The organism is Lysinibacillus sp. ACHW1.5 (genome assembly GCF_022014815.1).
GTDB classification, from domain to species: domain Bacteria; phylum Bacillota; class Bacilli; order Bacillales_A; family Planococcaceae; genus Lysinibacillus; species Lysinibacillus capsici.
This window is the reverse complement of the sequence record NZ_CP091777.1, coordinates 1,689,616-1,715,529: the sequence shown is the minus strand read 5'-3', so window position 1 is coordinate 1,715,529 and position 25,914 is coordinate 1,689,616. Positions and strand designations below refer to the sequence as shown.

General features: G+C 40.2%; 27 protein-coding genes. 4 read left to right on the top strand and 23 right to left on the bottom strand.

Annotation, left to right across the window (positions count from 1 at the left end; all coding sequences use genetic code 11):
- Positions 1 to 5: 5 nt before the first annotated feature.
- The 10 genes from L6W14_RS08120 to L6W14_RS08075 all read right to left on the bottom strand — a co-directional run bounded on the left by L6W14_RS08120 (position 6) and on the right by L6W14_RS08075 (position 10,646).
- Positions 6 to 938, bottom strand: a complete 933-nt coding sequence (locus L6W14_RS08120) for a S66 peptidase family protein (RefSeq protein ID WP_237900273.1) — start codon at positions 936 to 938, stop codon at positions 6 to 8.
- On the bottom strand, positions 935 to 1,882 hold the full coding sequence (locus L6W14_RS08115) for an ATP-binding cassette domain-containing protein (RefSeq protein WP_237900271.1): 948 nt from the start codon (positions 1,880 to 1,882) through the stop codon (positions 935 to 937). Before L6W14_RS08115 ends, L6W14_RS08120 begins: the two co-directional genes overlap by 4 nt.
- Positions 1,875 to 2,948: an ABC transporter ATP-binding protein gene (locus L6W14_RS08110; RefSeq protein ID WP_305799922.1), complete on the bottom strand. Its 1,074-nt coding sequence runs from the start codon at positions 2,946 to 2,948 to the stop codon at positions 1,875 to 1,877. Before L6W14_RS08110 ends, L6W14_RS08115 begins: the two co-directional genes overlap by 8 nt.
- Entirely contained in the window at positions 2,941 to 3,915 is a 975-nt protein-coding gene (locus L6W14_RS08105; RefSeq protein WP_066037407.1) for an ABC transporter permease, read from the bottom strand. Before L6W14_RS08105 ends, L6W14_RS08110 begins: the two co-directional genes overlap by 8 nt.
- On the bottom strand, positions 3,915 to 4,859 hold the full coding sequence (locus L6W14_RS08100; RefSeq protein WP_131519820.1) for an ABC transporter permease: 945 nt from the start codon (positions 4,857 to 4,859) through the stop codon (positions 3,915 to 3,917). Before L6W14_RS08100 ends, L6W14_RS08105 begins: the two co-directional genes overlap by 1 nt.
- 82 nt (positions 4,860 to 4,941) lie before the next feature.
- Positions 4,942 to 6,771, bottom strand: a complete 1,830-nt coding sequence (locus L6W14_RS08095) for a peptide ABC transporter substrate-binding protein (protein WP_227744835.1) — start codon at positions 6,769 to 6,771, stop codon at positions 4,942 to 4,944.
- Positions 6,772 to 7,077: 306 nt separating this feature from the next.
- Entirely contained in the window at positions 7,078 to 7,872 is a 795-nt protein-coding gene (locus L6W14_RS08090) for a M55 family metallopeptidase (protein ID WP_131519818.1), read from the bottom strand.
- Positions 7,869 to 8,600: a M15 family metallopeptidase gene (locus L6W14_RS08085; protein WP_227744834.1), complete on the bottom strand. Its 732-nt coding sequence runs from the start codon at positions 8,598 to 8,600 to the stop codon at positions 7,869 to 7,871. The genes L6W14_RS08090 and L6W14_RS08085 overlap by 4 nt, the downstream gene beginning before the upstream one ends.
- A 287-nt stretch (positions 8,601 to 8,887) precedes the next feature.
- Entirely contained in the window at positions 8,888 to 9,946 is a 1,059-nt protein-coding gene (locus L6W14_RS08080; protein ID WP_131519817.1) for a DmpA family aminopeptidase, read from the bottom strand.
- A 1-nt stretch (position 9,947) separates the two neighbouring features.
- A complete protein-coding gene (locus L6W14_RS08075) occupies positions 9,948 to 10,646 on the bottom strand; it encodes an aspartate/glutamate racemase family protein (protein ID WP_131519816.1) in 699 nt (232 codons plus the stop codon).
- Positions 10,647 to 10,871: 225 nt separating this feature from the next.
- Here L6W14_RS08075 and L6W14_RS08070 point away from each other — a divergent pair, with 225 nt between their 5' ends.
- Positions 10,872 to 12,269: an alanine/glycine:cation symporter family protein gene (locus tag L6W14_RS08070; RefSeq protein WP_237900268.1), complete on the top strand. Its 1,398-nt coding sequence runs from the start codon at positions 10,872 to 10,874 to the stop codon at positions 12,267 to 12,269.
- 122 nt (positions 12,270 to 12,391) lie between these two features.
- On the opposite strand, the gene L6W14_RS08065 is transcribed toward L6W14_RS08070, so the two are convergent.
- From L6W14_RS08065 to L6W14_RS08055, 3 genes are all read right to left on the bottom strand, one after another.
- Positions 12,392 to 14,353 (bottom strand): methyl-accepting chemotaxis protein, encoded by a 1,962-nt coding sequence (locus tag L6W14_RS08065; RefSeq protein WP_237900266.1) that lies wholly within the window; start codon positions 14,351 to 14,353, stop codon positions 12,392 to 12,394.
- A gap of 175 nt (positions 14,354 to 14,528) precedes the next feature.
- Entirely contained in the window at positions 14,529 to 16,208 is a 1,680-nt protein-coding gene (locus L6W14_RS08060; RefSeq protein ID WP_237900265.1) for a methyl-accepting chemotaxis protein, read from the bottom strand.
- Between the two features lie 155 nt (positions 16,209 to 16,363).
- Positions 16,364 to 17,182: a hypothetical protein gene (locus L6W14_RS08055; RefSeq protein ID WP_237900263.1), complete on the bottom strand. Its 819-nt coding sequence runs from the start codon at positions 17,180 to 17,182 to the stop codon at positions 16,364 to 16,366.
- A gap of 101 nt (positions 17,183 to 17,283) precedes the next feature.
- Between L6W14_RS08055 and L6W14_RS08050 the strand changes: the two genes are divergently transcribed.
- Positions 17,284 to 17,850: a delta-aminolevulinic acid dehydratase gene (locus tag L6W14_RS08050; protein ID WP_237900261.1), complete on the top strand. Its 567-nt coding sequence runs from the start codon at positions 17,284 to 17,286 to the stop codon at positions 17,848 to 17,850.
- Positions 17,851 to 17,880: 30 nt separating this feature from the next.
- On the opposite strand, the gene L6W14_RS08045 is transcribed toward L6W14_RS08050, so the two are convergent.
- The 7 genes from L6W14_RS08045 to L6W14_RS08015 all read right to left on the bottom strand — a co-directional run bounded on the left by L6W14_RS08045 (position 17,881) and on the right by L6W14_RS08015 (position 21,341).
- Entirely contained in the window at positions 17,881 to 18,417 is a 537-nt protein-coding gene (locus L6W14_RS08045; protein WP_237900259.1) for a DUF1572 family protein, read from the bottom strand.
- A 63-nt stretch (positions 18,418 to 18,480) separates the two neighbouring features.
- Positions 18,481 to 19,362, bottom strand: a complete 882-nt coding sequence (locus L6W14_RS08040; protein WP_237900257.1) for a hypothetical protein — start codon at positions 19,360 to 19,362, stop codon at positions 18,481 to 18,483.
- Complete coding sequence (locus L6W14_RS08035; RefSeq protein ID WP_081011064.1) at positions 19,355 to 19,870, bottom strand: RNA polymerase sigma factor; 516 nt, start codon at positions 19,868 to 19,870, stop codon at positions 19,355 to 19,357. Before L6W14_RS08035 ends, L6W14_RS08040 begins: the two co-directional genes overlap by 8 nt.
- A 115-nt stretch (positions 19,871 to 19,985) precedes the next feature.
- Positions 19,986 to 20,594 carry an SCO family protein gene (locus tag L6W14_RS08030; RefSeq protein ID WP_054550847.1) on the bottom strand — a complete coding sequence of 203 codons (609 nt, stop codon included), beginning with the start codon at positions 20,592 to 20,594 and terminating at the stop codon, positions 19,986 to 19,988.
- Positions 20,595 to 20,698: 104 nt separating this feature from the next.
- Positions 20,699 to 20,821, bottom strand: a complete 123-nt coding sequence (locus tag L6W14_RS08025; protein ID WP_004229459.1) for a YvrJ family protein — start codon at positions 20,819 to 20,821, stop codon at positions 20,699 to 20,701.
- Between the two features lie 65 nt (positions 20,822 to 20,886).
- A complete protein-coding gene (locus L6W14_RS08020; protein ID WP_237900256.1) occupies positions 20,887 to 21,111 on the bottom strand; it encodes a DUF2922 domain-containing protein in 225 nt (74 codons plus the stop codon).
- Between the two features lie 14 nt (positions 21,112 to 21,125).
- The gene (locus tag L6W14_RS08015; protein ID WP_237900254.1) at positions 21,126 to 21,341 is read right to left on the bottom strand and encodes a DUF1659 domain-containing protein; all 216 of its coding nucleotides are present in this window, start codon (positions 21,339 to 21,341) and stop codon (positions 21,126 to 21,128) included.
- A gap of 121 nt (positions 21,342 to 21,462) precedes the next feature.
- On the opposite strand from L6W14_RS08015, the gene L6W14_RS08010 reads away from it, so the two are divergent.
- Complete coding sequence (locus L6W14_RS08010) at positions 21,463 to 21,891, top strand: DUF2621 domain-containing protein (RefSeq protein ID WP_004229468.1); 429 nt, start codon at positions 21,463 to 21,465, stop codon at positions 21,889 to 21,891.
- Positions 21,892 to 22,945: 1,054 nt separating this feature from the next.
- Here L6W14_RS08010 and L6W14_RS08005 read toward each other — a convergent pair.
- The 3 genes from L6W14_RS08005 to L6W14_RS07995 are packed head-to-tail and all read right to left on the bottom strand — an operon-like array spanning position 22,946 to position 24,597.
- Positions 22,946 to 23,440 carry a CcdC family protein gene (locus L6W14_RS08005; protein ID WP_004229470.1) on the bottom strand — a complete coding sequence of 165 codons (495 nt, stop codon included), beginning with the start codon at positions 23,438 to 23,440 and terminating at the stop codon, positions 22,946 to 22,948.
- Between the two features lie 25 nt (positions 23,441 to 23,465).
- The gene (locus tag L6W14_RS08000) at positions 23,466 to 23,852 is read right to left on the bottom strand and encodes a response regulator (protein WP_004229473.1); all 387 of its coding nucleotides are present in this window, start codon (positions 23,850 to 23,852) and stop codon (positions 23,466 to 23,468) included.
- Positions 23,853 to 23,886: 34 nt separating this feature from the next.
- Positions 23,887 to 24,597 carry a cytochrome c biogenesis CcdA family protein gene (locus tag L6W14_RS07995; protein ID WP_016995208.1) on the bottom strand — a complete coding sequence of 237 codons (711 nt, stop codon included), beginning with the start codon at positions 24,595 to 24,597 and terminating at the stop codon, positions 23,887 to 23,889.
- Positions 24,598 to 25,109: 512 nt separating this feature from the next.
- On the opposite strand from L6W14_RS07995, the gene L6W14_RS07990 reads away from it, so the two are divergent.
- Complete coding sequence (locus tag L6W14_RS07990; RefSeq protein ID WP_281114715.1) at positions 25,110 to 25,841, top strand: FadR/GntR family transcriptional regulator; 732 nt, start codon at positions 25,110 to 25,112, stop codon at positions 25,839 to 25,841.
- Positions 25,842 to 25,914: the final 73 nt, after the last annotated feature.

Sequence of the window (25,914 nt, the reverse complement as noted above, 5' to 3'; positions counted from 1 at the left end):
ACCACCTATTCAACTACATGGATACGCTGATTGTCCGCATCCATCCTGACGCTTCTTCCTAAAGGAAGCGACATCGTTGGTAAACAATGACCACATGCCAAATCTGCAATCATAGGCTTCCCTAAAGGCACTAGAATTTCTTGAAAAATAGTTTGTAATGATAAGCTATGAGCTGGCTTTTCGGGATTTTCAGGTTCGCAATTTGTCCAAGCGCCCAATAAAATGCCTGCCACGTCATCTAGCTTTCCTGCCAGTTTTAATTGTGTCAGCATACGATCCACCCGTTGCTCTGTTTCATCGATATCTTCTAAAAACAGAATTTTACCTCGTGTATCAATTTCATAGGGTGTGCCAAGTGAAGCTGTCACTAATGTTAAATTGCCACCGATAAGTTGACCTGAAGCACTCCCAGCCACCAATGTGGACATGGGCTGGTGAGAAGGATTTTTTAAGTAGTACGCCTTTCTTTCATTCTCCATAATCAGCTGAATAAACGACTGCCAAGTATAGTCATCCATCTCCTGCCTAATAAATTCTGTGGATGGCATCGGTGTATGATAGGTTACAAAGCCACATAGCTGATTAAAAGCTATATGTAGAGCGGTCACATCACTATAGCCAGCAAATACTTTGGGATTGGCACTTATCAAGTCAAAGTCTAATTGGGCTAAAATTTTCGTCGCACCATAGCCCCCACGTATACAAAAAATACCATCAATCATTGGATCATCAAACATACGATGAACATCTGCTACCCGTAATTCATCTGTGCCTGCTAAATAGCCATGTCTTGCGTGACAGGTCTCCCCAACGACCACATTGAGACCTAGCTTTTCGATACTAGCAATAGCAGGTTGCAGCTTTTCGGGTGGCGTTGCGCCAGAAGCACTAATAAGACCAATTGTGTCACCCTTTTTCAATGCCTTTGGACAAATCATATCTTTTCCTCCCCTTTCAGTGAAGTACGATAATGGGTCAGTTCCTCTTCATTGGCTAAAATAAAATGACCTTCCTCTATTTCAACAAATGAGGGGGGATTTTCCTCATAGCGATGCTGTGACGGATCATACACTTCTACAACTTTCTCCCGCTCTTTATAGGGATTCGGCTCTGGTACTGCTGATAACAAAGCCCTTGTATATGGATGCAGCGGATGAGCAAAAAGCTTTTCTGTTTCCGCTAGCTCCACAATCTTCCCCTTATAAATGACCGCCGTACGATCCGTAATAAAACGGACAATCGATAAATCATGGGCAATAAATAAATACGTTAAATGATTTCGCTGTTGAAGGCTTGCTAATAAATTTAATACTTGCGCCCGAATGGATACGTCCAAGGCAGATATAGGCTCATCTGCAATGATAAATTCAGGCTCCATCACTAACGCACGAGCAATGCCAATACGTTGGCGTTGACCTCCTGAAAACTCATGCGGAAAGCGGCTTGAGAACTCTGGAAGTAGCCCAACGTTCAATAACGCATCGCGCACCTTTTGTTGTCGATCTGCCTCATCTTTATATTTTTTCGAAGGGTATAAGCCCTCTGAGACAATATAATCTACTTTTGCTCGTTCATTTAGAGATGCCATAGGGTCCTGGAATATCATTTGGATTTTTTGCGTAATTTCTCTATCCCAATCTTTAGGGATTTTCCCCTGAATACTTTTACCATGGTACAAAATTTGTCCCTCTGTGACCTCATTGATGCGCATAATCGCTCGACCAATCGTTGTCTTCCCTGACCCTGACTCACCTACAATGCCAAATGTTTCGCCTTTAAAAATTTGAAAGCTGACATCATCAATGGCTGTAAACTTATTTTTTCCTTTACCAAAAACAACAGATAAATTTATTACTTCTACAAGCACCTCTTTATCAGTCATTCGCATACTGCCTCCCCTCTGCAAAAAATGCTTGTAAGGCTGCTGGAGGCTCTACCTTTGGTGCAAGTGGGTCTAATAACCATGTACGAGCATAGTGGGTATCACTGACCTGAAAAAAAGGTGGCCGCTCGATAAAGTCAATTTTCAATGCATATGGATTGCGTGGGGCAAAGGCATCTCCCTTTATTTCCTGAAAAAGATTCGGAGGTGTGCCCTTGATGGAATACAATTGTTCACCTTTTGAGCCAAGCTGTGGTAAAGAGGAAATAAGCGCCCACGTATAAGGATGCTTACTATGAAAGAAAATTTCATGTGTTTCCCCAACCTCGATGACATCGCCCGCGTACATCACGGCAATACGGTCAGCCACTTTTGCGACTACGCCTAAATCGTGCGTAATATAGACGATTGTTAAGCCGTATTTTTGCTGAAGATTTTTTAAGAGCTGTAAAATTTGTGCCTGAATGGTTACATCCAAAGCTGTTGTGGGCTCATCACATATTAAAATATTCGGCTTACACGCAATGGCAATCGCAATAACGATACGTTGGCGCATCCCTCCTGAAAATTCATGCGGGTATTGCTTATAGCGCTTTTGCACATCGGTAATGCCGACATCTGTTAACAGTTTTAGTGTTTCTGCATAGGCTTCCTTACCTCTTAAGCCTTGATGCATAACCACACATTCTTCAATTTGCTTTCCAATGGTTTTGAGCGGGTTTAACGATGTCATCGGATCCTGTGTCACCATCGCTATTTCCTTACCACGAATCCCTAGCCATTCTTGCTCTGTTGTGAATTTGCCTAAATCCTGTGCATTGTAAATAATTTGCCCCTGCTTAATACGACCATTTTTATCGAGCAAGCCCATAATGGATTTCATCAGCACGGATTTACCCGAACCTGATTCACCCACAATGGCTAAGCTCTCTCCCTTGTAAAGGTCGAGTGAAATACCGCGAATCGCTGTTAAAATTCGACCACGTAGCGTAAACTGAATCACTAAATTTTTGATGCCTAATATGCTTGATTTTTTCAATGTCACTCGCTTCCTCTCCTTATACATGGTTTTTCGGATCTGCTGCATCTGCAAAGGAATTACCAATAATATAAAATGCGATCGTAATAACGCTTAGCACAATACTTGGGAAAATAAGCTGATACCTTAGATCTGGTGACATCATAAGGACACGTCCTTCATTAATTAAATTTCCTAAGGATGGCTCACTTATCGGAAGCCCTAAGCCAATATACGTCAAAAAGACTTCGGCCCCAATTGCAAAGGGTATCGCTAAGCTCATGCGGAGCATAATGACAGAAATTAAATAAGGTAATAGATTTTTTAGGATAATACGATAATCAGGTGTGCCTAAGCACTTTGAGGCTAGATTGTATTCGCGGTCACGCAAAATAACAATTTGATTGCGGATAAACCTCGCCATTTCCACCCATCCCGTAATACACATGGCAATAATAATTGTTGAAATACTTGGCCGTAAGATATAGGACATTAAAATGAGCACAATGGTTGTGGGGATATTATCGACAACATTATAAAGCTGTGTTATAGGCGCTTCTAATTTCCGTGAAAAGCCCCATAGCGTGCCAATTGTAATGCCCACCACTGCCTCCACTAAGGCGACAACACAGCCAATAAAGAGTGAGGTTCTCGTCCCCGCCCAAATACGAGACCATAAATCCTGACCGATTGAATTCGTGCCAAACCAAAATTCTGCACTAGGTGCAATATTACGTGCCTGCATCCCTGTTTGTTCATCCAAGTAAATTTCAGTTGGTGATTTTTGCGCAGGTAAATAGGGCTGTAGAATCGTAAAGCCAACAATGATGATCACCCCAACTAATAAAAAAACGGCCAGTCGATTTTTCAAAAAGGATTGCCATGTAGACCGCCAATAAGAATAATTTGAATAGCCCGTTTCCTCCGCCTGTTTTGCGTCCACTTCGGCAAATTCAAATAGGGTTTCACGTGATTTATTTGAAATATTATTGATTTCATCTGTATACATCCCCATTAACGCACACCCCCTCCCTTGCCTAATTTAATACGAGGGTCGACAAGTGCCATAGCAATATCCCCTAAAATAAGGCCAATGATACCAAGGGAAGAGAACACTAACACTAGGCCTTGCACAATCGTATTATCCTGTCGCTGAATAGCATCCACAAGTAAGCCCCCCATCCCTGGAATGGAATACAACGACTCTATATAAATCGAGCCTGTAATCGTAAACAGAATCGTTGCAGGTAAATATTGTGCCATGGGAATAAAGGCATTACGTAATACATGTTTGAACATCAGTGTCCGCTCCTTTACGCCCTTTGCCCTAGCCAGCTTAATATAGTCCTTGTTCAGTTCATCGACCATATAGCGTCGCATCCACATCGCGTAGGAGGCAGTTGGAGCCAATGCCATTGACGTAAGTGGAAGAATCCAAGTAATCGGTCTGTATTCATCAAACAGCATCGGTAAGTGAAAGAGTTCTGTAATATACATTTGAATAACTAAGTAATAAACAGCCGCAGGGACTGCAACAACAAATACGATATAGCCTGTCCCAAGTCGATCCAACCAACGTCCCTTACGATAGGCCATCATTATTCCTAGCGGCACACCAATCAGGAGTGATATAGCGACTGCTCCTAAACCAAAGAGCAGAGAATACGTGATTTTATCTGCAATAATCGTCACTACTGGGACATCGGTACGATAAGTCACTGATTTACCCAAATCCCCCTGCAGTAAATTCTTGTAAAAATTCCCTAGTTGGACAAGGATTGGGTCCCGCAAGCCTAGACTTGTTAAGTAAATTTCCTGCTGAGCAGGTGACATTTTATCAGCTGCCGCTCCTAAATAGCCTTCCTCTGGCATTAGCCGTAATAATGAAAAGACAATGGTGATGATAATAAAAAGGGTTAAAACGGATTGTAAGAGTCGTTTTCCTATATACTGCAACATCGCGCCATCCTCCTTTGTCAAAAAGACGAAAGGAGATGCCGACTATTCTTTTCGGTATCTCCTTTTCATCTACGAAATTCTACTACTTTTCAGCATTGGCTAGTGCTTCCGCACGTTCTTGCTCCCACTCAGCAAGCGCTTTTTTAAATTCTTCATTACTCATTGGCTTTTCTAGCACTTGCTGGCCTTTAAATTTCTCTGCCGTTACACCAAATGGCGAATATTGCGCCTCGAATGGATTTAATTTAGATGCCATATAGCCACTACCACCAACTGAATATGGAATAACAAAGGCTTCCTCAATTAAAAACGCTTCTGCCTTCGCAAATAGCTCATAGCGTTTGGCTGTGTCAATTGTTTCTTTCGCTTGATCCACAAGATTTTGATAAGTTGTTTTACCATTCGCCTCTTTATAGCCCTCTGCTAATTCTGGTTTATTGTAAGTACCATCTACTGTGAAAGGATCTGTATACGTAGATGGATCTGCAAAATCAGGACCCCAGTTCGCCTCTAAGAGTGCAAATTTACCTGGACGACGTACCTCTGATAAGAAGCCTGTCGATGGACCAGCCTCTACAATAATGTCGACATAATCTGTCCCTAGTAGTTTTTCCATTTGCTGCTCGACTACTTGAGAGCGATTAGCCCAATCTGGCATACCAGCGTTATAAGGCATTAAAACCTTTACAGGGAATGTGGCCTTACCTGCTAACGCTGTTTTTGCCTTTTCTTTATACTCTAGGGCCAGCTCTTTATTGAAGGAATCCTCATTGGAAATGGATGTAAGGGGTGCTAGTTGTGTATAATCCACTCCTTCCACATCAACAAAGTTTTTCGGTGTAATGGTATTGCTCAGCAAATCTGCTGGATTATATGGCTCAACCGTTAGCATCGCGGAGACACGGTCAAGCGCATGGAATAAGGATTTGCGGAAATCTTTATTATTGACGGCGATTTTCCAGTTATCAGGTTCGTATTGTGCGTCAAATTGTGGGTTGAAGTTGAGTGCATAAAAGTAGGTATAGAAGTTATTTTGTGTTTGACGAACCTGAGATTTTTTCTTTTCATCTTTAAACCATTCATCAATGATGGAGGTCGGGATACTAGCCGAATCGATTTCGCCACGTAAAAAGAGCTCAGGCGCCACAGTTGCCGCTTCTTTATTGTATTTATAGCGAATACGGTCAATCAGCACCTTGTCTTTATCCCAGTACGTTTCATTTTTCACAAGAACGCGTTCATTTTGTGGCTCAAATTTATCTAAAATATAGGCACCGTTATAGAGGAAGTTTTCACGTGTTGTGCCAAAATCCTCTCCCTTTTCCGCAATGAACTTGCCATTCACAGGGAAGAAACAAACATAATTCAACATAGAAAGAAAATAGGGTGTCGGCGCCTCTAAAGTATATTCTACTGTATGTTCATCTAGCGCCTTTATGCCTACCTCCTTGAAATCGTTCATCTCGCCATTATAGAAGGCTTCCCCATTTTTCACCACCGTCGCAATCCAAGCTGTCGACGATTCATTTTTAGCATCAAGCACATAGTGTAAGCCATCCACAAAGTCTTGTGCCACAACATCTGCATATTCCTTGCCCTCATGTGTCACCCATTTTGCATCATCACGCAATTTGAATGTCCACACTGTAGCATCCTCATTCGCAGACCACTCTTTCGCTAATCCTGGCTGGACCACCCCATAGTTGTCATATTCAATGAGCCCATCCACCATATTCGCAGCTACCGCAAATTCATTTGTTTCTGACGTCTTTAAATAATTTAACGTTTTAATTTCCCCTGAATACACCACTCGATATTCCGATGCTTTTTCACTCGCTGACTTGTCATTACAGGCTACACAAAATAATACGATCAGACATACGAACAGCAACCAATATTTTCTCACAAGCATCCCCCTAGTCATCTTTTTATAATGAAAATCCTATTGGTAGGATTGCATCTTCAATAGGATCATTCAAACATAAGCTAGGTCTGTCTAAATCGACCATCTATCGATGAAATAAACAACGGTACATACTCGTTGTCACGGTTATGAGATTAAATTGTCAGTTCTACCAAACCACTCAGACAGCGTGTCCCACTGCATTTTGAGCAGGTCTAGCAAACTTTTGAGCGGGTCCACCACTTTTTGATGACTTCTCACCTTTCATGAATTAGCATCCTCACTTGATATAAAAGCTCCCACTAAACCTTACCATCATGTTAAAAATTGCAGGACACGCAGCACCTCATAAAAATCATGGGTCATGAACTCCACGGTATTATGCGGTTTGAATTTGGCATTTGGATAAAATGAATTACGATAGGCTCGTGTATGGTCACGATAAATAATTTCTACCCTAAAGTGTTCTGGCAACGTTACCTGTAATGCGGCACGTGGAACCTTCATAGAAGACTCCACCAGTCGCTTAGTTTCCATGATAGTTAGTTGTGGACTGACACTAATCGTCGCATTGCCAATGCCTTCCTTTGTAGCAAACGTGACAATGTGTTCATTTACGGCCTGAATCTCTTCTGTCAACCCCACATCCCCACTTACAAAGGAAACGGGCACATCGTGTAAGGCTGCTGCATACGTGTTGATGAGAAATTCGCTCGCATATTCGCCATTGATTTTGACATCTGCGTATGTGCAAAGTGTGTGGGCTAGTGGGTTACGTTCACTGCCACCCTTGCTGTGATAGCCGATAAAAATAGCACGATCGAAGCTTTTATCGAGACCCGCTACCATACACATAGGGTCGTATGTCCAGCCACGGATAACTTTACAGTTGATTGGTAAATTGGAAATGTCTAGATTGCGGGCTGAATCATGTGCGTCCTTTACTAAAATTTCGGTTGCGCCCCCCGCTATCGCTCCTTCAATGGCAGCTTCTACTTCTCGTGTCATTTGTCTTTGGAAAAACTGATAGTCAGGTGCATTTAACTCGGTTTCACTCCACGAAGTTGTACCTGTAATTCCTTCAATATCTGCACTAATATAAATTTTCATAGAAATCGAAACTCCTCTACATTATGATTTTGAATTGTTGCGTGTACTGCTCCGTAATGAGCTACCTGTGCTTGAACACGTCTAGCCCATGCCACATTGCCATAATCGTAATGCCACCATTCCTCCTCATAGTTCGTAAATCCAGCAAGTGTCATACAGTTATACAGCAAACGTCGGTGCTGACAGGCAAGTGGATTTTCATGCGTTTGCTGTTCAAAATAACGGGTCGCCGATTTTTCATTCATTTCATCAAATGCAGTCCCAAGATCGAGGGCTTTACCATGAACATCTGCAAGTGTTACATCGATGGCACCCCCTGTTAAATGGGGGGCTAAATGGGCTACATCTTTACTTGGAAATGCTACATATTTTTTGGTCGCCTGCACAATCTCTTGTGATGTTAGCTGCGGCATCCTTTTTGCTAATTGCTGAGAAAAATGGCTAAACAAATGCTGCTGTACTTGAAATGGGCGATAGCCATCATAAAGTAATAAGCAATACTCTTGAGGTAATAATGTTAACGCCTGTTGCAAACGCTCATAGACACCTTCTCTTACATAAATAACTCGTAAACTATTAGAAATCTGTTGCTGATAGTAGATGGGCTCCATAAATATCCTAGGATGAGCACCTGTAAGCTGGATAAGCGGCTCATTGTTTTCACAGACAACTGGTGATGGCGAGGGGCTTCCATTTAGAGAGGGTGCTATCGGTTGAAAAAGGTTCATAATAACAGAACCCCCCTTTAAATAGTTAGATAATTCAGTTTTTTAAGTTGAATGTTATCACATCTCTCTATCATTGACTAGATAAAAAAAGAATAATTACAAAATAATGGATAAACTCTTATAATGATACATATTCCAGCAATTGACGGATCGAAAAACCACTTATATCCTCTAATTAAGGATTTTATTCATCTTATAGCTCGCTCATGCTAAAAAATTAACGAAACCTGTTTTGGTGCTCAAAAAAAGCCATTGAAACACAATTGCTGTTTCAATAGCCTTTTCTTTTATGCCTGTTGAAAGGAATAAGCTTGCACTGTATGACCATTGCGGCCAGTTGTTGTCTTAGCTTGGGATAATGAATTTAGTATCGCTTCCTCAGTCGCTTCCGCTGCGGCTGTAAACAATTGATTCATGATGGGATGATCCTCACGAAGCTGACTTCTAGTCTCAATAAGCTGATCAGTGGTATGAGGAATACAATGTGCCGTCGTGAAGCCAATCACAATGTCACCACTACCATGTGAAAAATGACTGCCTGTCCGTCCTAAACCAATACCACAGCGCTTAATGACACGTGTTAATTGTCGACTACTTAGCGGGGCATCTGTCGCAAGGACAATGATAATGGAGCCATCTGTTGGTGATAGAGTAGATTGGTTTTGCATAGTTGAGACTTTGTAATGCTCGGCTAAAAACTCCCTGTCTTGTCCAAAGTTACTAAGAACTAGGCAGCCTACTGTATAGTTCACTTCATTTGATTCTACTTTGACGATGCGAGAGGAAGAACCAATTCCTCCTTTGTAGCCGAAACACATCATCCCCTTTCCTGCACCAACAGCGCCTTCCTGTGCCGTCTTTGTAGAGGCTTGACGAATGGCTTCTATGGCATGCGCAGGTGTCACTGGACAAGCTCGAATCGAATTAAGATAACTATCATTACACTCGCCCACAACGAGATTAATGGTTCCTGTTGTCAGTCCAATGTCTTCATTCCTATCAAGCATATAGCTTAATGTACCTTGTGTCACAGCTGGTACGCCAAAAGTATTGGTTAACATAATGGGCGATTCCAGTACACCTAGTTCATTCACTTGCACAAGTCCCGTTGTTTTTCCAAAGCCATTTAGTACATAGCTTGCCGCTGTCACCTTTTGCTGAAATACATTGCCTCCATGCGGTAAAATGGCTGTAACGCCTGTACACGCATAGGCCCCATTCTGATCTAATGGCTCATCCAATGTCACATGCCCCACTTGAACTCCTTCTACATCGGTGATGCAGTTTTTCTGACCAACTGGTAACACACCAATTTCAATGCCCAATTGTCTTACTTTTCCCTGCATATTATGCATCCTCCTCAATCGCCATTAACACAGCAGCCTGTGCATGGATAGCAGTTGTATCAAACACTGGAATGCTGACATCCTCCTGCTGAATCAGTAAGCCGATTTCCGTGCAGCCCAAAATTACCCCTTGTGCCCCCGCATGTACAAGCTCCTCTATCACTTGGCTATAGTACCTTTTAGATGCTGGTACAATGGTACCAAGACACAATTCATTGTAAATAATTCGGTTGACTTCCATTCGGTCGTTGCTGTCAGGCACGATCACCTCTATGGCAAAGCTTTCTACCCTTGCCTTATAAAACGCTTGCTCCATTGTGTACTTTGTACCAAGAAGCGCTATTTTCTGTAGCCCCGCTTCTTTGATTTGCTTAGCTGTGGCATCCGCAATATGTAAAATAGGAATGGTTATAGCAGGCTCGATAACATCAATGACCTTATGCATTGTATTGGTACAAATGATGACTAGGTCTGCGCCTGCCCGCTCCAGTGCTTGTGCAGCTTGAGCTAGAACCTCACCTGCTTTGTCCCACTCCCCGTTAGCTTGAAAATGCTCAATTTGCTGGAAATCTACACTAAACAAAATACATTTCGCAGAGTGTAGGCCCCCTAGCCTATGTTTAACCTGTTCATTGATAAGTCTGTAATATTCAGCAGATGACTCCCAGCTCATCCCACCGATTAAGCCGATTGTTTTCATGTCTACATCACTCCTTTTTCTATTATTATACGCCTCCCTCACACAAAAATAAGAGAATTTTCCAAAAGCAATAGATGGTGTTTGGAAAATAATACATAAAAAGAGTTTCCCCCATTAATAAAATTAAAATCTCAAAATTTTATCATATTTCATTATATTAAAAAAAGTTGATTTTATATAAAAAAACAGTGTAGACTAAAGCGTATTGTGAAAGGAGGACAACTTATGGAATGGATCTCAACAATAGTTGATAGTGGAAATAATATTTTATGGACATATATCCTCATTATCTTACTTTTAGCAGCAGGACTATATTTTTCATTCGGTACGAAGTTTGTACAAATTCGTCTTTTTCCTGAAATGTTTCGTTTAATTGTAGAAAAAAGAGAGGGCGATTCGGGGGTTTCTCCGTTCCAAGCCTTTACCATTAGTGCTGCTTCACGTGTCGGCACAGGAAATATTACAGGGGTAGCCTTAGCCATTGGTGTAGGCGGTCCTGGTGCAGTATTTTGGATGTGGATAATCGCGATTTTAGGGATGGCCACTGCCTTCATTGAAAGTACCTTAGCACAGGTCTATAAAGTGAAGGATGGCGATACATTCCGTGGTGGGCCCGCCTACTATATGGAGAAAGCATTAGGTCAACGAAAGCTTGGCATTATTTTTAGTATTCTATTAACATTAAGCTTTGGCTTTATTTTTAATGCTGTGCAATCCAACACAATTGCCACTTCAGTCGGCGAAGCCTTCGATGTAAATCCAAAGATAATCGGAGCTATACTTGTCATTTTAACTGGATTAATTATTTTTGGTGGTGTCCATCGAATTGTAAAGGTGACACAAGTTCTTGTTCCCGTTATGGCCATCTTCTATTTACTTGTAGCTCTTTTTGTCGTAGTGACCAATTTAGCGGAAATCCCACATGTTTTTTCATTAATTTTCACTCATGCATTTGGCCTACAGGAAGCTGCTGGTGGCGCAATTGGGGCAGCAATCATGCAGGGCGTACGTCGCGGTTTATTTTCCAATGAAGCAGGGATGGGGAGTGTACCGAATGCTGCTGCGACTGCTAATACTTCACATCCTGCTAAGCAAGGACTTGTACAAAGCTTAGGTGTCTTTTTTGATACGATTATGATTTGTACAGCCACTGCCTTTATCATTATTTTAGCGGGCTTATATGATAAAGGTGAGAGTGATGGTATTATTTTGACGCAAAATTCTTTAGCTGTTCATGTTGGTGATTGGGCTCCTTATTTTATTGCCATCTCCATCATTTTCTTCGCTTTTAGTTCGATTATTGGTAATTATTATTATGGTGAATCCAATATTGAATTTATGGATGCCCATAAAGCTTGGATGTTTTGCTATCGAATTTTCGTATTAGTTATGGTCATGTTCGGCTCCATCGCACAGGTACAGCTTGTATGGAATCTCGCTGACCTCTTTATGGGGCTGATGGCGCTTATCAATATCGCCATCATTATGATGCTCGGTAAAATTGCCTTCCTCGTGCTAGACGACTTTACTGAGCAACGTAGAGCAGGAAAAAATCCTGTCTTCTATGCAAAATCAATCCCAACCTTAAAAAATACAGACTGTTGGGAAGAAGAAGATCGATAAAATACTGAACGCCACTTCTAAAATTGGAGTGGCGTTTTTTGAAAAAAACGGTTGTTCTGCTCTACTAGTACAGCATTTATCAAAACTTAACGCCACCCCAAATTATGGAGTGGCGTTGTGCTTTAATATTTAAACTGACTAATCAGTAGCTTTAATTCATCCGCCATATGTGCGAGTGCTTGCGCAGAGGCATTGATTTCCTCCATTGAGGCTAATTGCTCCTCTGTTGATGCTGCGACATCCTCAGACGCCGCTGCATTGCCTTTTGCAGAGAATGCCAAATCTTCGGTTACTGCTGCTACCTCTTGAACACCTGCAGACATCTGTTCAGAGGCTGAAGAGACCTCCTCCATTTTAGGGGTAATTTCATTCATACTTGTCATAATGACTTGGAATTTTGCAATGGCTTCATCGGAAATATGCAATCCACTTTGCACATCCTCTGTAACCTTCGCCATAATACTGACAGATTGCTCCGTTTCTTGCTGAATCCCTCGGATAAGCTCAAATATTTGTTTCGCTGATTCCTGTGATTGCTCTGCAAGCTTACGCACTTCGTCTGCCACGACTGCAAAGCCTTTCCCATGCTCTCCTGCTCTCGCTGCTTCGATAGCTGCATTTAAAGCTAGTAAATTTGTTTGATCTGCAATGCTTGTAATCACATCTAAAATGGATGTAATTTGCTGAGAGCGTTCATGCAATGTCTGGATTTTCGCATTGGAGTCTGCTACGGATAAATGAATGGATTGCATTTGATTCTTTGTATTTTGAACAGCTTGTCCGCCTTCATCCGCCTGTAATGTCGCATGCTGTGAAAGGTCCGTCACAGCGGAGGAGATTTCAGCAATATGCAGAATGGCAGTAGAAAGCTCATGTAAAGAAGCTGCATTTTTATTGGCACTAATCGTTTGAGAATCAGCACTTGTTGCAACATCCTGAATGGAAATCGCCACTTTTTCTGTTGCAATGCTTGTCTGATTGGCATTGGCAGTTAGCTCTTCTGCTGAAGAAGCAACCTCCTCTGCATTTTGTTCAATTTTTTGAATTAGTGTCCGTAAGCTTTCTTGCATATCATTAAAGGCTTGTCCTAATTGGCCAATCTCATCTTTTGACGTAATGGTTACCATTTCCGTGAGATCCCCTTTGCTGATCGTAACCGCACTATCCTTTAAGGCTTTAATTGGTTTAATGACAGCCCTCATTACAAAATAAAAAATGATAGAACTGATGATAATTGCTGCTATGAGGACTAGAATCGTATGGTATAAAATCGAGGAAGCAGACTCATCAATTTCTTCAGCAAAAATCGTTCCTGTTATTTTCCAATTTGTCAGTTCATTTGTCGTATAGAATAAAAGACGATCATCACCATTAAAGACATATTCATACGTACCTGATGGACTTTCGTACATTTTATCAAGGAAGCTTTCTTTCAGCTCCCCTCCTGCTTCAAGTGTAGGATGTGAAATGACCATCTTGTCTTTTCCAAAAATAGAAGGATACCCATTTTTTCCGATTCGAATTGAATCAGCAATTTTTTGAAGATCGGTTAATTTTATATCAATTGCCACAACTCCAGCATGATCCTTCGTCTGCTTAGCAACTGTTACCACCATATCACCCGTCCCCGCATCCTTGTAAGGGTTGGTGATCAAGGTTTCTCCTTTTAAAGCTGTCGCCTCTTTATACCAATCTCGATCTAATGGATTATAGTCTGCACCATTCAATTTTGGCTCCTGTGTAAATCGACCGTCATTCATGCCAATATAAACACTCAATACATCTGCATTAAGCTTTGTATATTGCTGAAATTTAGCCACAATCGATGCTTGTGCTTCTTCATATTGGCCCTCATCTATTTCACTACTAAATACATTGATGTCACTCATTTTCTCACTAATCGTTTTGTCAATGAGCTTATTTAAAATGCCTACACTTTCATTGGCACTAAATAAAATTTCTTCTTCAATCGAGTCTTTTGCAGATAAATAAGACAAACTCCCCACAGATATGACAGGGATAAGTAATACTAGCGCAAATAGCGTATAAAGCTTGCCCTTAAAACTGCTAAATAGTTTCTTCATATATCAATCTCCTTTTGATTTTTTTAAAACCTCTCCCTCTCTTTATCTCCTTACCATTTCTCCCAAAGCTTTTATCGGACGAAAAAAACTATTTCTAACATTTTTACGATTTTCATACTATTCAGGCTTTACCGACAAATAAAAACCCCTGTACCTGGACAGGGGTAAGTTGGATTTAGTATTTAAACGACTGAATAGATTCTTGTAGGTCTATAGCCATCTTTGCTAGATGGGTTGAGGCTGCTGCTACCTCCTCCATCGCTGCATTTTGTTCCTCGGAAGAGGCTGCAACACTTTGCACATGATGGCTTGATTTACTCGACACTTCACTAATATAGTCGATTTCTTGCACTAACTTTTCAATATCTTGATGGATTGTTTGAATGGCTGCCGTAACAAGCTCGGTCTGTGCTTGTACATCATTAATGGCATCATCAATTTGTATAAAATTATCCCTTGCCACATTAACCTTTTCACGACCTACATGGACAGAATCATTACTATTTACCATATCTTCCTCGATAATCCTCGTGCTATCTGTAATTTGTGCCACTACTTTTTCAATATCGACTGCAGCAAGATTTGACTCATCTGCTAGCTTGCGGACTTCCTCTGCCACTACCGCAAAGCCTTTCCCATGCTCCCCGCTCCTTGCGGCTTCAATGGAGGCATTGATTGCTAGTAAATTGGTCTGTGTCGCTATACTCTTAATGACATTTACTGCTGATACAATCGCCGCTGTATTGTCATCTAAATCTTGCACACGTGTATTTAGCTCACTTGTGTTAGTAGAGATTTCATTCATTTGCACTGTTACATCATGTACAGAAGAACGACCTGTTTGTGCCATATTTTTCGTGTTGACTGTTGCTTGATTCACGCTTTGTATGCTTGTAGAAATATCATTCATTTTCTTCAAAATATGGGCAGATAAGTTTCGCACATCACCTGTTAACGTATCCTGCTGATCAATACCTTGTGCAATATCATGAATAGATTCTGTTACCACCTCTGTCGCCTGTGTAACCTCCATGCTACTTGCTGTTAGCTGTTCTGATGTTGCGGCAACTTGCTCAGAGGAGTTTCCTACCTGTTTCATCATCAGTCGAAGCTTTTCGGACATACTATTGAAGGAATCGGCTAAGTGCGCAAACTCATCCTTGGTTTTAAATTGTAAATGCGTATGCAAATTCCCTTCCGAAAATTTATCCATTTCTACCACGGTTTGTTGAATATTTTTTGCGATCCGTCTACCGAATAGTGTCGCAATGATAATGCTTATAAGTAGAGATATAGCCACTAGAATCATAATTTCAAGGCCACTTCTCTCTCCTTTTTGCTTTGTCGTCTCAATATGTGCTAGCATATCTTCTTGCTGCGCTGTTGCCATCGTTTTTCCAAAAACAACTAATTTCTGAGAGCCCTCACCTAAAATCGGTAAAGCCATTTGTTGTGCTTGCTGATGATCCCCGCGTTGATAAAGTGGCACAATCTGCCCATCTATAGCCTTCTCCCAGTCATTAAGCTGGGATAGAAATTTTTCAAAATCCTCATTGCTATCGCCTATTTCCTGAAGTCGATTAATCGACGTATGTAAGGTATTGCGGATTTCATGATGATTGTTGAGCATTTCTTCCTTGCCATATAACATATACCCACGAATAGCCGCATTCGCTCGTACGGTTTGGAACGAGATATCTTGATATAAATGGATTAATTCCGTATTGTCTTCGATTTCTGCTAATGTGTGATTATTATTATTCAGGTAGTACATAGCAATTCCTGAAATAAGCAGTAAAAAGATGAGGACAATACCAAAAGCAAATTGCAATTTCCGTTCCACAGTTAGTCTCATATGATTCCCTCTATTCTTCTATAATCCACTTGAGTATAGCCTACCTAAACCTATTAGCCTATAAAATCTATGCTTCTGCTCCTAAACTATCGCTAAAATTTAACAATAATGAGAATTTCGCATCTAATCTATTGACAATAATATCCACTATTTTACTAGTTGAAATAGGAATTAATCATTTGGAAACCATAGAGATAACACCAAAAGAGCGGAAGTAGCAGGAGCATTTTCAGAAAATGACCTCTTTTTTCTAAAAACTCTCGCATGCCTGATGTCAGCATCATCGCACTCAATAATAGTAAGCTATGTTGAGCCCCATAAATCTGCAAAGAGAATGTAATGACCAAGGGCAGGATGGCTGGATAAATAGAATCAGCTAGTGATCTTTTTTCCTCCGTATTGGAGGGCATGCTTTCTTTCTCTGTAGATTTAGTGGCTGTTAATTTCTTTGCAAGCATAAAGACAAGACCAAAAAATAAAATGGTATAAACAATAAATAATAGCCACGACATTTTGCTTTCCTCATTTAACAAATGAAAATAATCCTCAGCTTCTTGTGCTTGCAGTGCATAATACTGTCCTGTTTTTTGATCCATTAGGAAGAATCGTTCATCCTCGACTATTACTTTCATGGCCGTGTCCTTGCCGTTATGGAAGCGTATGTATAAATCACTTACTGCTTCATGGTTGGCTGGTCGACTGCTAAGGTCCTTTTTAGTTTGTAAAACTTGCTGAAGGCGATCTGTATCTTTCACCTCATAGCGGTCGACGTAGAATACTTGCTTTAATGGATATAAATATTGCTCTTTGCCATTACTTCCAGACAAATACCATGCCTCTTTAATCGATTGAATAGGGGTATGCAGCGACACTAGCTCCTCACGCTGCCTTTCATTGTAAACGAAGAGTAGTAGTGTGCTTAAACTCAAAACAATGCCTAGAATAAGTGTATAACTATAACCACCCTTGTGCACTTTATCACCTCCTTTACCACTTTACATTTATAGTAATTATTGTCATATACGATTTACTACTCTAATAAGTTTCAGCTATACTTAAATAGAGGTGATGATGTATGAGTAGACCAGAATTATACGTACATTTAGTAGTCGGTCCTGATTGTGATTTTGAATCCATGGCCATTCGAGCGGCACTGGAATCCTTTGGTGCAGGCGTTACACTCGATTTAATTGGCAGACCAAATGATTTCATTGATATTTTATCTGGAAATGATCTTCCTCACAAAATGGATTATTTGCTATTAAACTTTCACGGCGATGAGGGGCGATTTTGTCTGCCTGAGCTAGGAGAAGAGGTATATGAAGAAAATGAACCAAGGAGTATCTATTTTGAACCTCAAGATGTCTTAACCTATTGTCAGCTACAGGGTGTCAAGGTCATTGCGGCAGGCTGTACATTAGGCTGGCAGCAGCTAGCGACAGCCTTTTTAGAGAGTGGCTGTCATTCCTACCTAGCACCTGATGATTATATTGAGGGTAATGCTAATCTCATGTTTCTAATTCACTTTTTCTATGAGATAATCACAAATCATAGAAGTCAGCAGGAGGCATTTGAACTCGCTCAAGCAACCGACCTAGAAACAGCCTTATACAAGCTCTATTTAGCGGAAAAAAAATCGTAGCACCTACTACTTGGCTACGATCTTTCTTCTTTAGCGTTGATGTTTGTCTAGCATGGCTTCAGTAAAAGCTTGTGACTGTCCTTTAGGAATACTGAGTGTTTGCCAATCAGAGCCTTTTACCTGTTTGGCGATATAAATGATTTGACCGACGTGCTGTGCATAGTGTGCCATTTGTCTTTCAATGGCATCAATGACCGCTAGCCGCTCCCCTCTAATCGTGACATGCCCCTGTAAATCGGATTCTGTTAAATTTGCCAAGGCCTCTAAAAACACTTGCCACCCCTTGTCCCAAGCGGAGATGATTGCCTCTTTGGTGTGAAGACTATCCTCAAACTCATCATCCCGATTTCTCGTTGGCTTTTCTCCATCTGTCGATAAAAAATCTGTCCAGCGGGAAATCATATTACCACTTACATGCTTTACAATCACTGCAATACTATTGGATTCTTCATTGTATGCCCAGTGCAATTGTGCCTCTTCCATTTGGGCAAGCGTTTTATCCCCTAGCTCTTTCACACTTTGAAATCTTTTCTGGACAACTTGTAAATAGGTTTGTGCAATTGTCATAGTCGAACCTCCATCCCCTCTTTTCTATCATTCTATTATAGCTCAATTGAAATGTCTCATGACTTATTCACCAAGAATAAATTCTCTTGCAAGGATCGCCATTTTTTCTTGAACCTCCTGTGGGTTTCCATCGAGTTGATACCCGATATGATAGACATAGCCGTTATAGTAAGAATAAAACTCATTGGCTCTAGTTGTCATTTGAAAGATTCGCTTATCCGTCTCATCGTAATTGTAATAAGTATATACATACCCTCGTTCTGGTGACATCTCCCGATAAAACAGGGGATTCATAAAATTTAAGCCTATATTCGAAACTTTCATCCCTAAAGTTTCTTCCATATTTTTAGACTTCACATAGCTCGCTAAGGGATTATACTTTACATTTGTCACGGTAAAATTAATAAATTGTAAATCCACCCCAGTGGAGGATTTTTCTTTATAGCTAAATTGAAATTGCTTTTGTTTACTACCATCCTCCATTTTTGCTGATACCGCATAGACCTCATGTATATTTGGTTGAAATGGTAAATTTTCAGGATCAGTGAGATGAACGACATCCTCCAGTGATGTTGCTACTGATTGCATCGCCTCTAAACCTTGAAGTGGTGCATAATATTGGATATGTTTTGCCTGACTTAAATAATTAGCAAGTGGAAGAAAATTACTGTATGCTGTACCTTTTCCCTCCACTTCTGTTTGAAATAAATCCGTGAATGTAGGTGTTTCTCCTTCATCCTGTGTAGCTAACTCGCCCATCGGTTTTGCTGCTTGCCATGCAATGAATAATAAAATAGAGCAGGTAATCATTATCGTAACGGCACGATATGTCCATCTTGGCTTGGGCATAACAGGCTCTTGCTGAATTTGTTGTCGAACCTTATGAATAATGGCTTCCTTATATGCTGAAACATCTTGTAGTACCTGCATTGTATGCTTATCCATGGAAAAGCACCTCCCATTCAATATGTTGTAACTCTATTTTTAATAGCTCCTTTCCTTTCTTTAAACGTGATTTCACAGTACCTTCAGGAATCGCAAGTAGCTCCGCAATCTCTTTAATCGTCATCTCCTCCAAGTAAAAATAGACAATTGCTTCTCGTGGTTTGAGAGGTAAGCTTAAAATGGCATCATCTAACAGCGCTTGTTCATCTTGACGAATCAGAGTGTCCGGCAATGTTGATTTTTGTTTGGTAAAAAATTTATGCTGAAATGTTATTTTTCTGTATGCCCAGCTTTTTAAATAATCTTTGCATTTATTGATTGTCATGCGGGCTAAGTATGCCTTCATCTCTCCTCGTTCCTCATATTGTTTTTGATGATAGAACTTAATAAACACATCCTGTACAATATCCTCGGCTATTTGTAAATCCTTTGTATAGTAATAAGCAATTCGAAACAATTGCTCCGTATGTATAGCCATTAACTGCTCGAAATTTTCATGATCTGACACGCCATCATCCTCCTTCTACACTATAAACGACTCACAACCAGAAAAAGATTATTTTTCCAGATAGAAAAATACATAAAAAAACCGCCTCAACCATTTGAGACGGTTTACTGTTACTTTATAAATTTTCATCAATATATGTTTCGATATCAGAAGCTATCGTATCAATCGGTACATCTTCAATGTTTTCAGCATAACCATTATACATTTTGACGAGGACACCATCTTTATCGACTAAGAAAAATTGATTGCCATGAATGACTTGGTCACTGTTAGGGTCGTTTTTCACTAAAATCTTTGTATTTTTCACCGCAAATTGTTCGATATATTTCTGTGAATACCCTGTAAGAAGGTTCCATTTAGATTCATCTGGAACATTGTATTTACTAAGATAATCCGCTAACACATCTGGTTGATCAACATCTGGATCTACTGAAAAGGCAACGATGTTATAGTCCTCTACTCCTTTTTTCTGAAGCTTTTCTTGGACTTGTGCCATGTTTAATGACATGGGCGGGCAGATGGACACACAGTTTGTGAAAATATACATACCAATCCAAGGCTTACCTTTTAAGCTTTCAAGCGAAACCGTTTCACCACGTTGATTAACATGTTCAAAATCGGGTATTTCTAGACTATAATCTGCTTTAAATTTTGAGTTTCCACATGCGCCTAGCACAGATGCACAGGCTAACAGCAGCACTAGCCCTATTAATTTACGTTTCATGTCAACACTCTCCCTAACCTACACTATCCCCATCCTAACGTAGGTTGTAAGCGTTGACAAGAACTTCTAAGTGACAGCTTTCGTACATCTTTGTGAAATCCATTTCATTTTAATGAAACGAGTGCAGCATGAATCGCATCAAGCTTTACTTCGACGCGGTGTAATAAATAAAATGACACTAAAATCGGAAAACCGATATCGGATATCATGTTTAACCACTGTTCCATCCTTCTCCTCCTCTCTCATGTTAAAAATGGTCTTTGCACTTCTCGTAGCAAAGACCATTGTTGAATTATTCTGTTACTACTTCAAATTCTGTGACTTGACGATCTACAATACGAGCTCCCTTGATGGCTGACAGTGCACCACTTTGCCCAGTAAAAACATTTTTAGCCATAATCGTTGTCATTGCCTGCTGAATGTCAGTCACCGTGATATTCGGCTTCGGTGCATCAATCGAAAGGGTTGTCGTTTTCCCATCAGTTGTGGCAAATTGCAATTCTAGAACTTGTGTCATTCTGTGATCCCTCCTTAAGATAAATCGTGTGTTTCCTGTTTCGCAATGCCAGCCAGTGACAGTGATGAAAGACTAGCAATAGCATAAGCAACAGCTAACAAATCGTCCGCGCTATGTGTGTTGTTAATATTTCGATACGATTTCGTGGTGAACGTAGGCTCATTGTTCTCATCATAGCCATCCACATACTTGAGACGCAGTGTAGCATTTACAAAGTTAACATTAGCCATGTAGCATCACCTCCCTTCTGCACACTATATAAAGGCGAATTGCTAAAAAAGGGACATTAAGGATGAATTTTTTTTCGGAAGCTTTTATAATAGAGTGAGAGAAGGCAAAGAGGTGAACGATTTGTTACAAGGTTGGTTTTTATGGTTTATTTTATTTTGGGTTGTCGTCCTCATTTCATTGATGGCTATTGGCGGATTCTTCATGTTCCGCAAATTTTTAAAGGCACTCCCAAAGCAGGATGGAAAATCAGATTTAGATTGGCAAGAATATTATTTAGATAAAACCGTTCACTTGTGGGGACAAGCTGAAAAAGAATTACTCTATGAACTCGTAAGCCCCGTCCCTGAGCTTTTTAGACAAGTGGCGAAGGAAAAAATTGCAGGAAAAATTGGCGAGCTCGCATTAGAAGAAAAAGCAGCTGCCATTAACAATGACCTCATTATTCGCGGCTATATCCAAGCAACACCAAAACGCGATCACAAATTTTTACGCAAAAAATTAGAGCAAATGCAAATTGACATCTCCCCCTATGAACATCTATTCGAATGAGTAAACGCTGCACAAATCTTTGTGCAGCGTTTTTACTTAGCTATGGGATTATTGTCCTAACCTGTGTTTTTAAGAAGCTATCCTCCACTTTGCTAGCTTTATCTCTTTATTTAGACTCCTATCCGCGCTTTGCTGCTCTATCCGCTACTTTTATGAGGCTATCCTGCTCTTTTCTAGTTTTTTCCTCTTTATTTAGGCCTCTAACCGCGCTTTGCAACTCTATCCGCTACTTTTGAGGTTCTATCCGTCACTTTTATGAAGCTATCCTGCACTTTGCTAGCTTTATCCTCTTTTTTTGGACTCCCATCCGCGCTTTGCTGCTCTATCCGCTACTTTTATGAGGCTATCCTGCACTTTGCTAGCTTTATCCTCTTTTTTTGGACTTCTAACCGCACTTTGCTAGCTTTATCCTCTTTTTTTGGACTTCTAACCGCGCTTTGCTGCTCTATCCGCTACTTTTGAGATTCTATCCGCTACTTTTATGAGGCTATCCTGCTCTTTGCTAGCTTTATCCTCTTCATTTAGACCTCTATCCGCGCTTTGCTGCTCTATCCGCTACTTTTGAGATTCTATCCGCTACTTTTATGAGGCTATCCTGCTCTTTGCTAGCTTTATCCTCTTCATTTAGACCTCTATCCGCGCTTTGCTGCTCTATCCGCTACTTTTATGAGGCTATCCTGCACTTTGCTAGCTTTATCCTCTTTTTTTGGACTTCTAACCGCACTTTGCTAGCTTTATCTCTTTATTTAGACTCCTATCCGCGCTTTGCAACTCTATCCGCTACTTTTGAGATTTTATCCGCTACTTTTATGAGGCTATCCTGATCTTTTCCAGTTTTTTACTTTTTATTTAGACCTCTAACCGCGCTTTGCAACTCTATCCTCTACTTTTGAGGTTCTATCCGTCACTTTTATGAAGCTATCCTGCACTTTGCTAGCTTTATCCTCTTTTTTTGGACTCCCATCCGCGCTTTGCTGCTCTATCCGCTACTTTTATGAGGCTATCCAGTTCCTCCAGCGCTTACATGCATAAAAAAACTACACTAGCTTCAGCACTAGTGTAGTTTTGGAATTGTTTTTTTGACGCGTTTAAACTGGATTAGCATTGCGATACGCCAAGGTACTAACATGGCAAAGGCTAATATCCAGAACATACCTGCTAATTCACCGACATCGATGGAGCTACTTAAAATCATTTTCGCCACTACTCGGAAGATTAACAATCCGATTAATATAAAAGCGAATGCTTTTGAACGTTTTAAATAAATATCTCGACCCTTTACTTCAAATTTAGAAGTAGCAATTAATATTGTCGAGAATACCATTCCTACAGCTGCCGCCTCTAAGATTTGCATTGGTGGTACACGGAATTGCTCGAATAAAAACATCAGTGCACCAGAGGACATCGCTATTGGTGGAATAATAATTTTCTTCTCATTTGTCGGCATTTTGGAAGCTCTCATTCGTATGACCATCACAAAGCTCCCCATAAGAATGGCCATAATGGTCGACCCTATAACATAATAGTGAGAAGGGATGCTGCTTAACATAAAAAAATCCTCCTCTAATGTCTAATTAACAATTTTGTCCAAGTAATTGATCAGCAACAGCCTTTAATCGTTCTGGCTCGAAAGGCTTTGTAATAAAATCCTTTGCCCCACTCTCAATCGCTTCTACGATTAATTTTTGCTGCCCTAATGCTGTTACCATAATGATCTTTGCATCTGGAAATTCTGGGATGATTTTTTTTACGGCTGCAATACCTGTCATAACGGGCATCGTTACATCCATTGTGACTAAATCTGGTTGTAACTCACGATACATCGCCACAGCTTCCTTACCATTTACTGCCTTACCGACTACCTCATAGCCCCATTCTGTAAACATATTACTGATTGCAACACGCATAAATAGCGTATCATCTACTACTAAAACTGTAGGCACATGTTCATCTCCCTCCACGTTAAAGTTCGGTATGCCTCTTTAGTTTAACAAATTAAAACCCTGTAAATCCACCGAAAATAGGCTGTAAAACGCGTGTAATATACGTTAAGCCATCAAAGAATAATAAAATCCCAACGGCAATCATGATGTAACCGCCGATTTTTACAATTTTCTGGCTGTGTGTACGAATCCAAGTCATTCGTGAAATGAAGAAAGATAGCACGAAGAATGGAATGGCGAATCCTAAATAATACGCAAACATATAGCTAAAGCCCGCACCTGGGTTTGTACTTGCTAACATGATAATCGATGCAAGGATTGGTCCTGTACATGGTGTCCAGCCTGCCGCAAAGGCAATACCAATTAAGACAGACCCAAAATAGCCAGATGGTCTATTTTTAAATTGGAACTTTCGATCCTTCATTAAGAAGTCTATCTGCAATAATCCGACAATCATTAGACCGAATACGACGATTAAAATAGCCCCAACCTGTCGTAATAATGTTTGATAATTCAGGAAGAATTCTGCTGCATATGAAGCACTTAGTCCAATAATGATAAAGATAATGGAAAAGCCTAGTAAAAAGAATAGTGTGTGGAAAATGGCACGTTTTTGTAGCATACCTTTTTCTGATTTTAGCTCATCTAATGTCATACCCGTTATGTACGATAAAAATGCTGGATATAATGGAAGAGTACATGGTGAAATAAAACTTAAGAACCCTGCACCAAAAGCTAAAAATACGTTAATATCAGATCCCATATTTTTTATTCGCTCCTTACAGTTACTGCATCCATCGTACCAAAAAACAAAATAAAAAGCGCCCTTCTAGTTTGTGAACGTTTCATGGCAAAATGATGAGATTTTTGAGAAGTCCCACCAAGCTACTTCTGCATTATGCGCTCCTGTTGATTTTCTGTCAACAAAATCCGCCAATCTTCCCCCTTTTTCAAAAAGAGTATAGCTAATTTTTCTACCTTTTTCTTGACAGTGTCGATTACTTGTCATTAATGTTGAAAGAAGCTTCTGTTTTTCATAGACACTATCACGCTCATGTTATCGTAAGAAACTATTTATTTTATACTCATTGTTTAAATCATCTGGATATAAAGTCATCAGATGACCTTATTATAGGTTTATATGATTCAGTATTATTTCCTCAAATTTCGACAGTACCCTACTCTACACAAAGTGTTCATGGTAAACCATGAGTAAATGACTTATTTTCATGTATAATGATGATAGCAAATGAGCGAAAAAAAGAGGTGTAGCCCTTGGAATTAAGAAAGATTAGACCAAAAAAGATCTATGAAGAAGTATCCGAAATCTTGCATGAAAAAATTCGAGCTGGTGTCCTAAAGCCAGGTGATCGGCTTGACTCAGTTGAGCAGCTTGCCGAGCAATTACAAGTGAGTCGTTCCGCTGTACGGGAGGCATTATCTGCATTAAAAGCAATGGGATTGATTGAAATCAAACAAGGCTCTGGAACGTTTGTCAAAAGTGTGCCAGCCCATCAGCTTGACTTTCCTTTATCCACCGCTATGTTAACGAATAGACAGGATATTGCTCATTTACTAGAAGTGCGCAAAATTATTGAAGTGGGAGCAGCAGGACGTGCAGCCCTCCAACGTACAGATCAGGATATTCAGGCAATGGTACAAATTTTAGAGGATATGAAGCAGGCACATGGTGATGGCGAGCTTGGTGAAAAAGCAGATTATCAATTTCATGCAGCTATTGCCAATGCCTCTCAAAACCCCCTACTCACTATAATTTTAGATCAAATTTCTGGTTTAATGATCGAAACGATGAAAGAGACACGGCGAATTTGGTTGTATTCACAAAAAACAACGAGCGAACAATTATATGATGAACATATGCAGATTTTCCTCGCGATTAAACAGCAAAACGAAGAGCTAGCCAAACATGCAATGGCATCTCATTTAAGCAACGTTGAAAAAGTGCTATTACAATATTTCGAAACAACAGAATCCAATTCACACTAAAAACTACCTAGTACAAGCTAGGTAGTTTTTCTTTTCTGAAAATTCATTAAAAAACGTTTTCACTTTTTCAAAT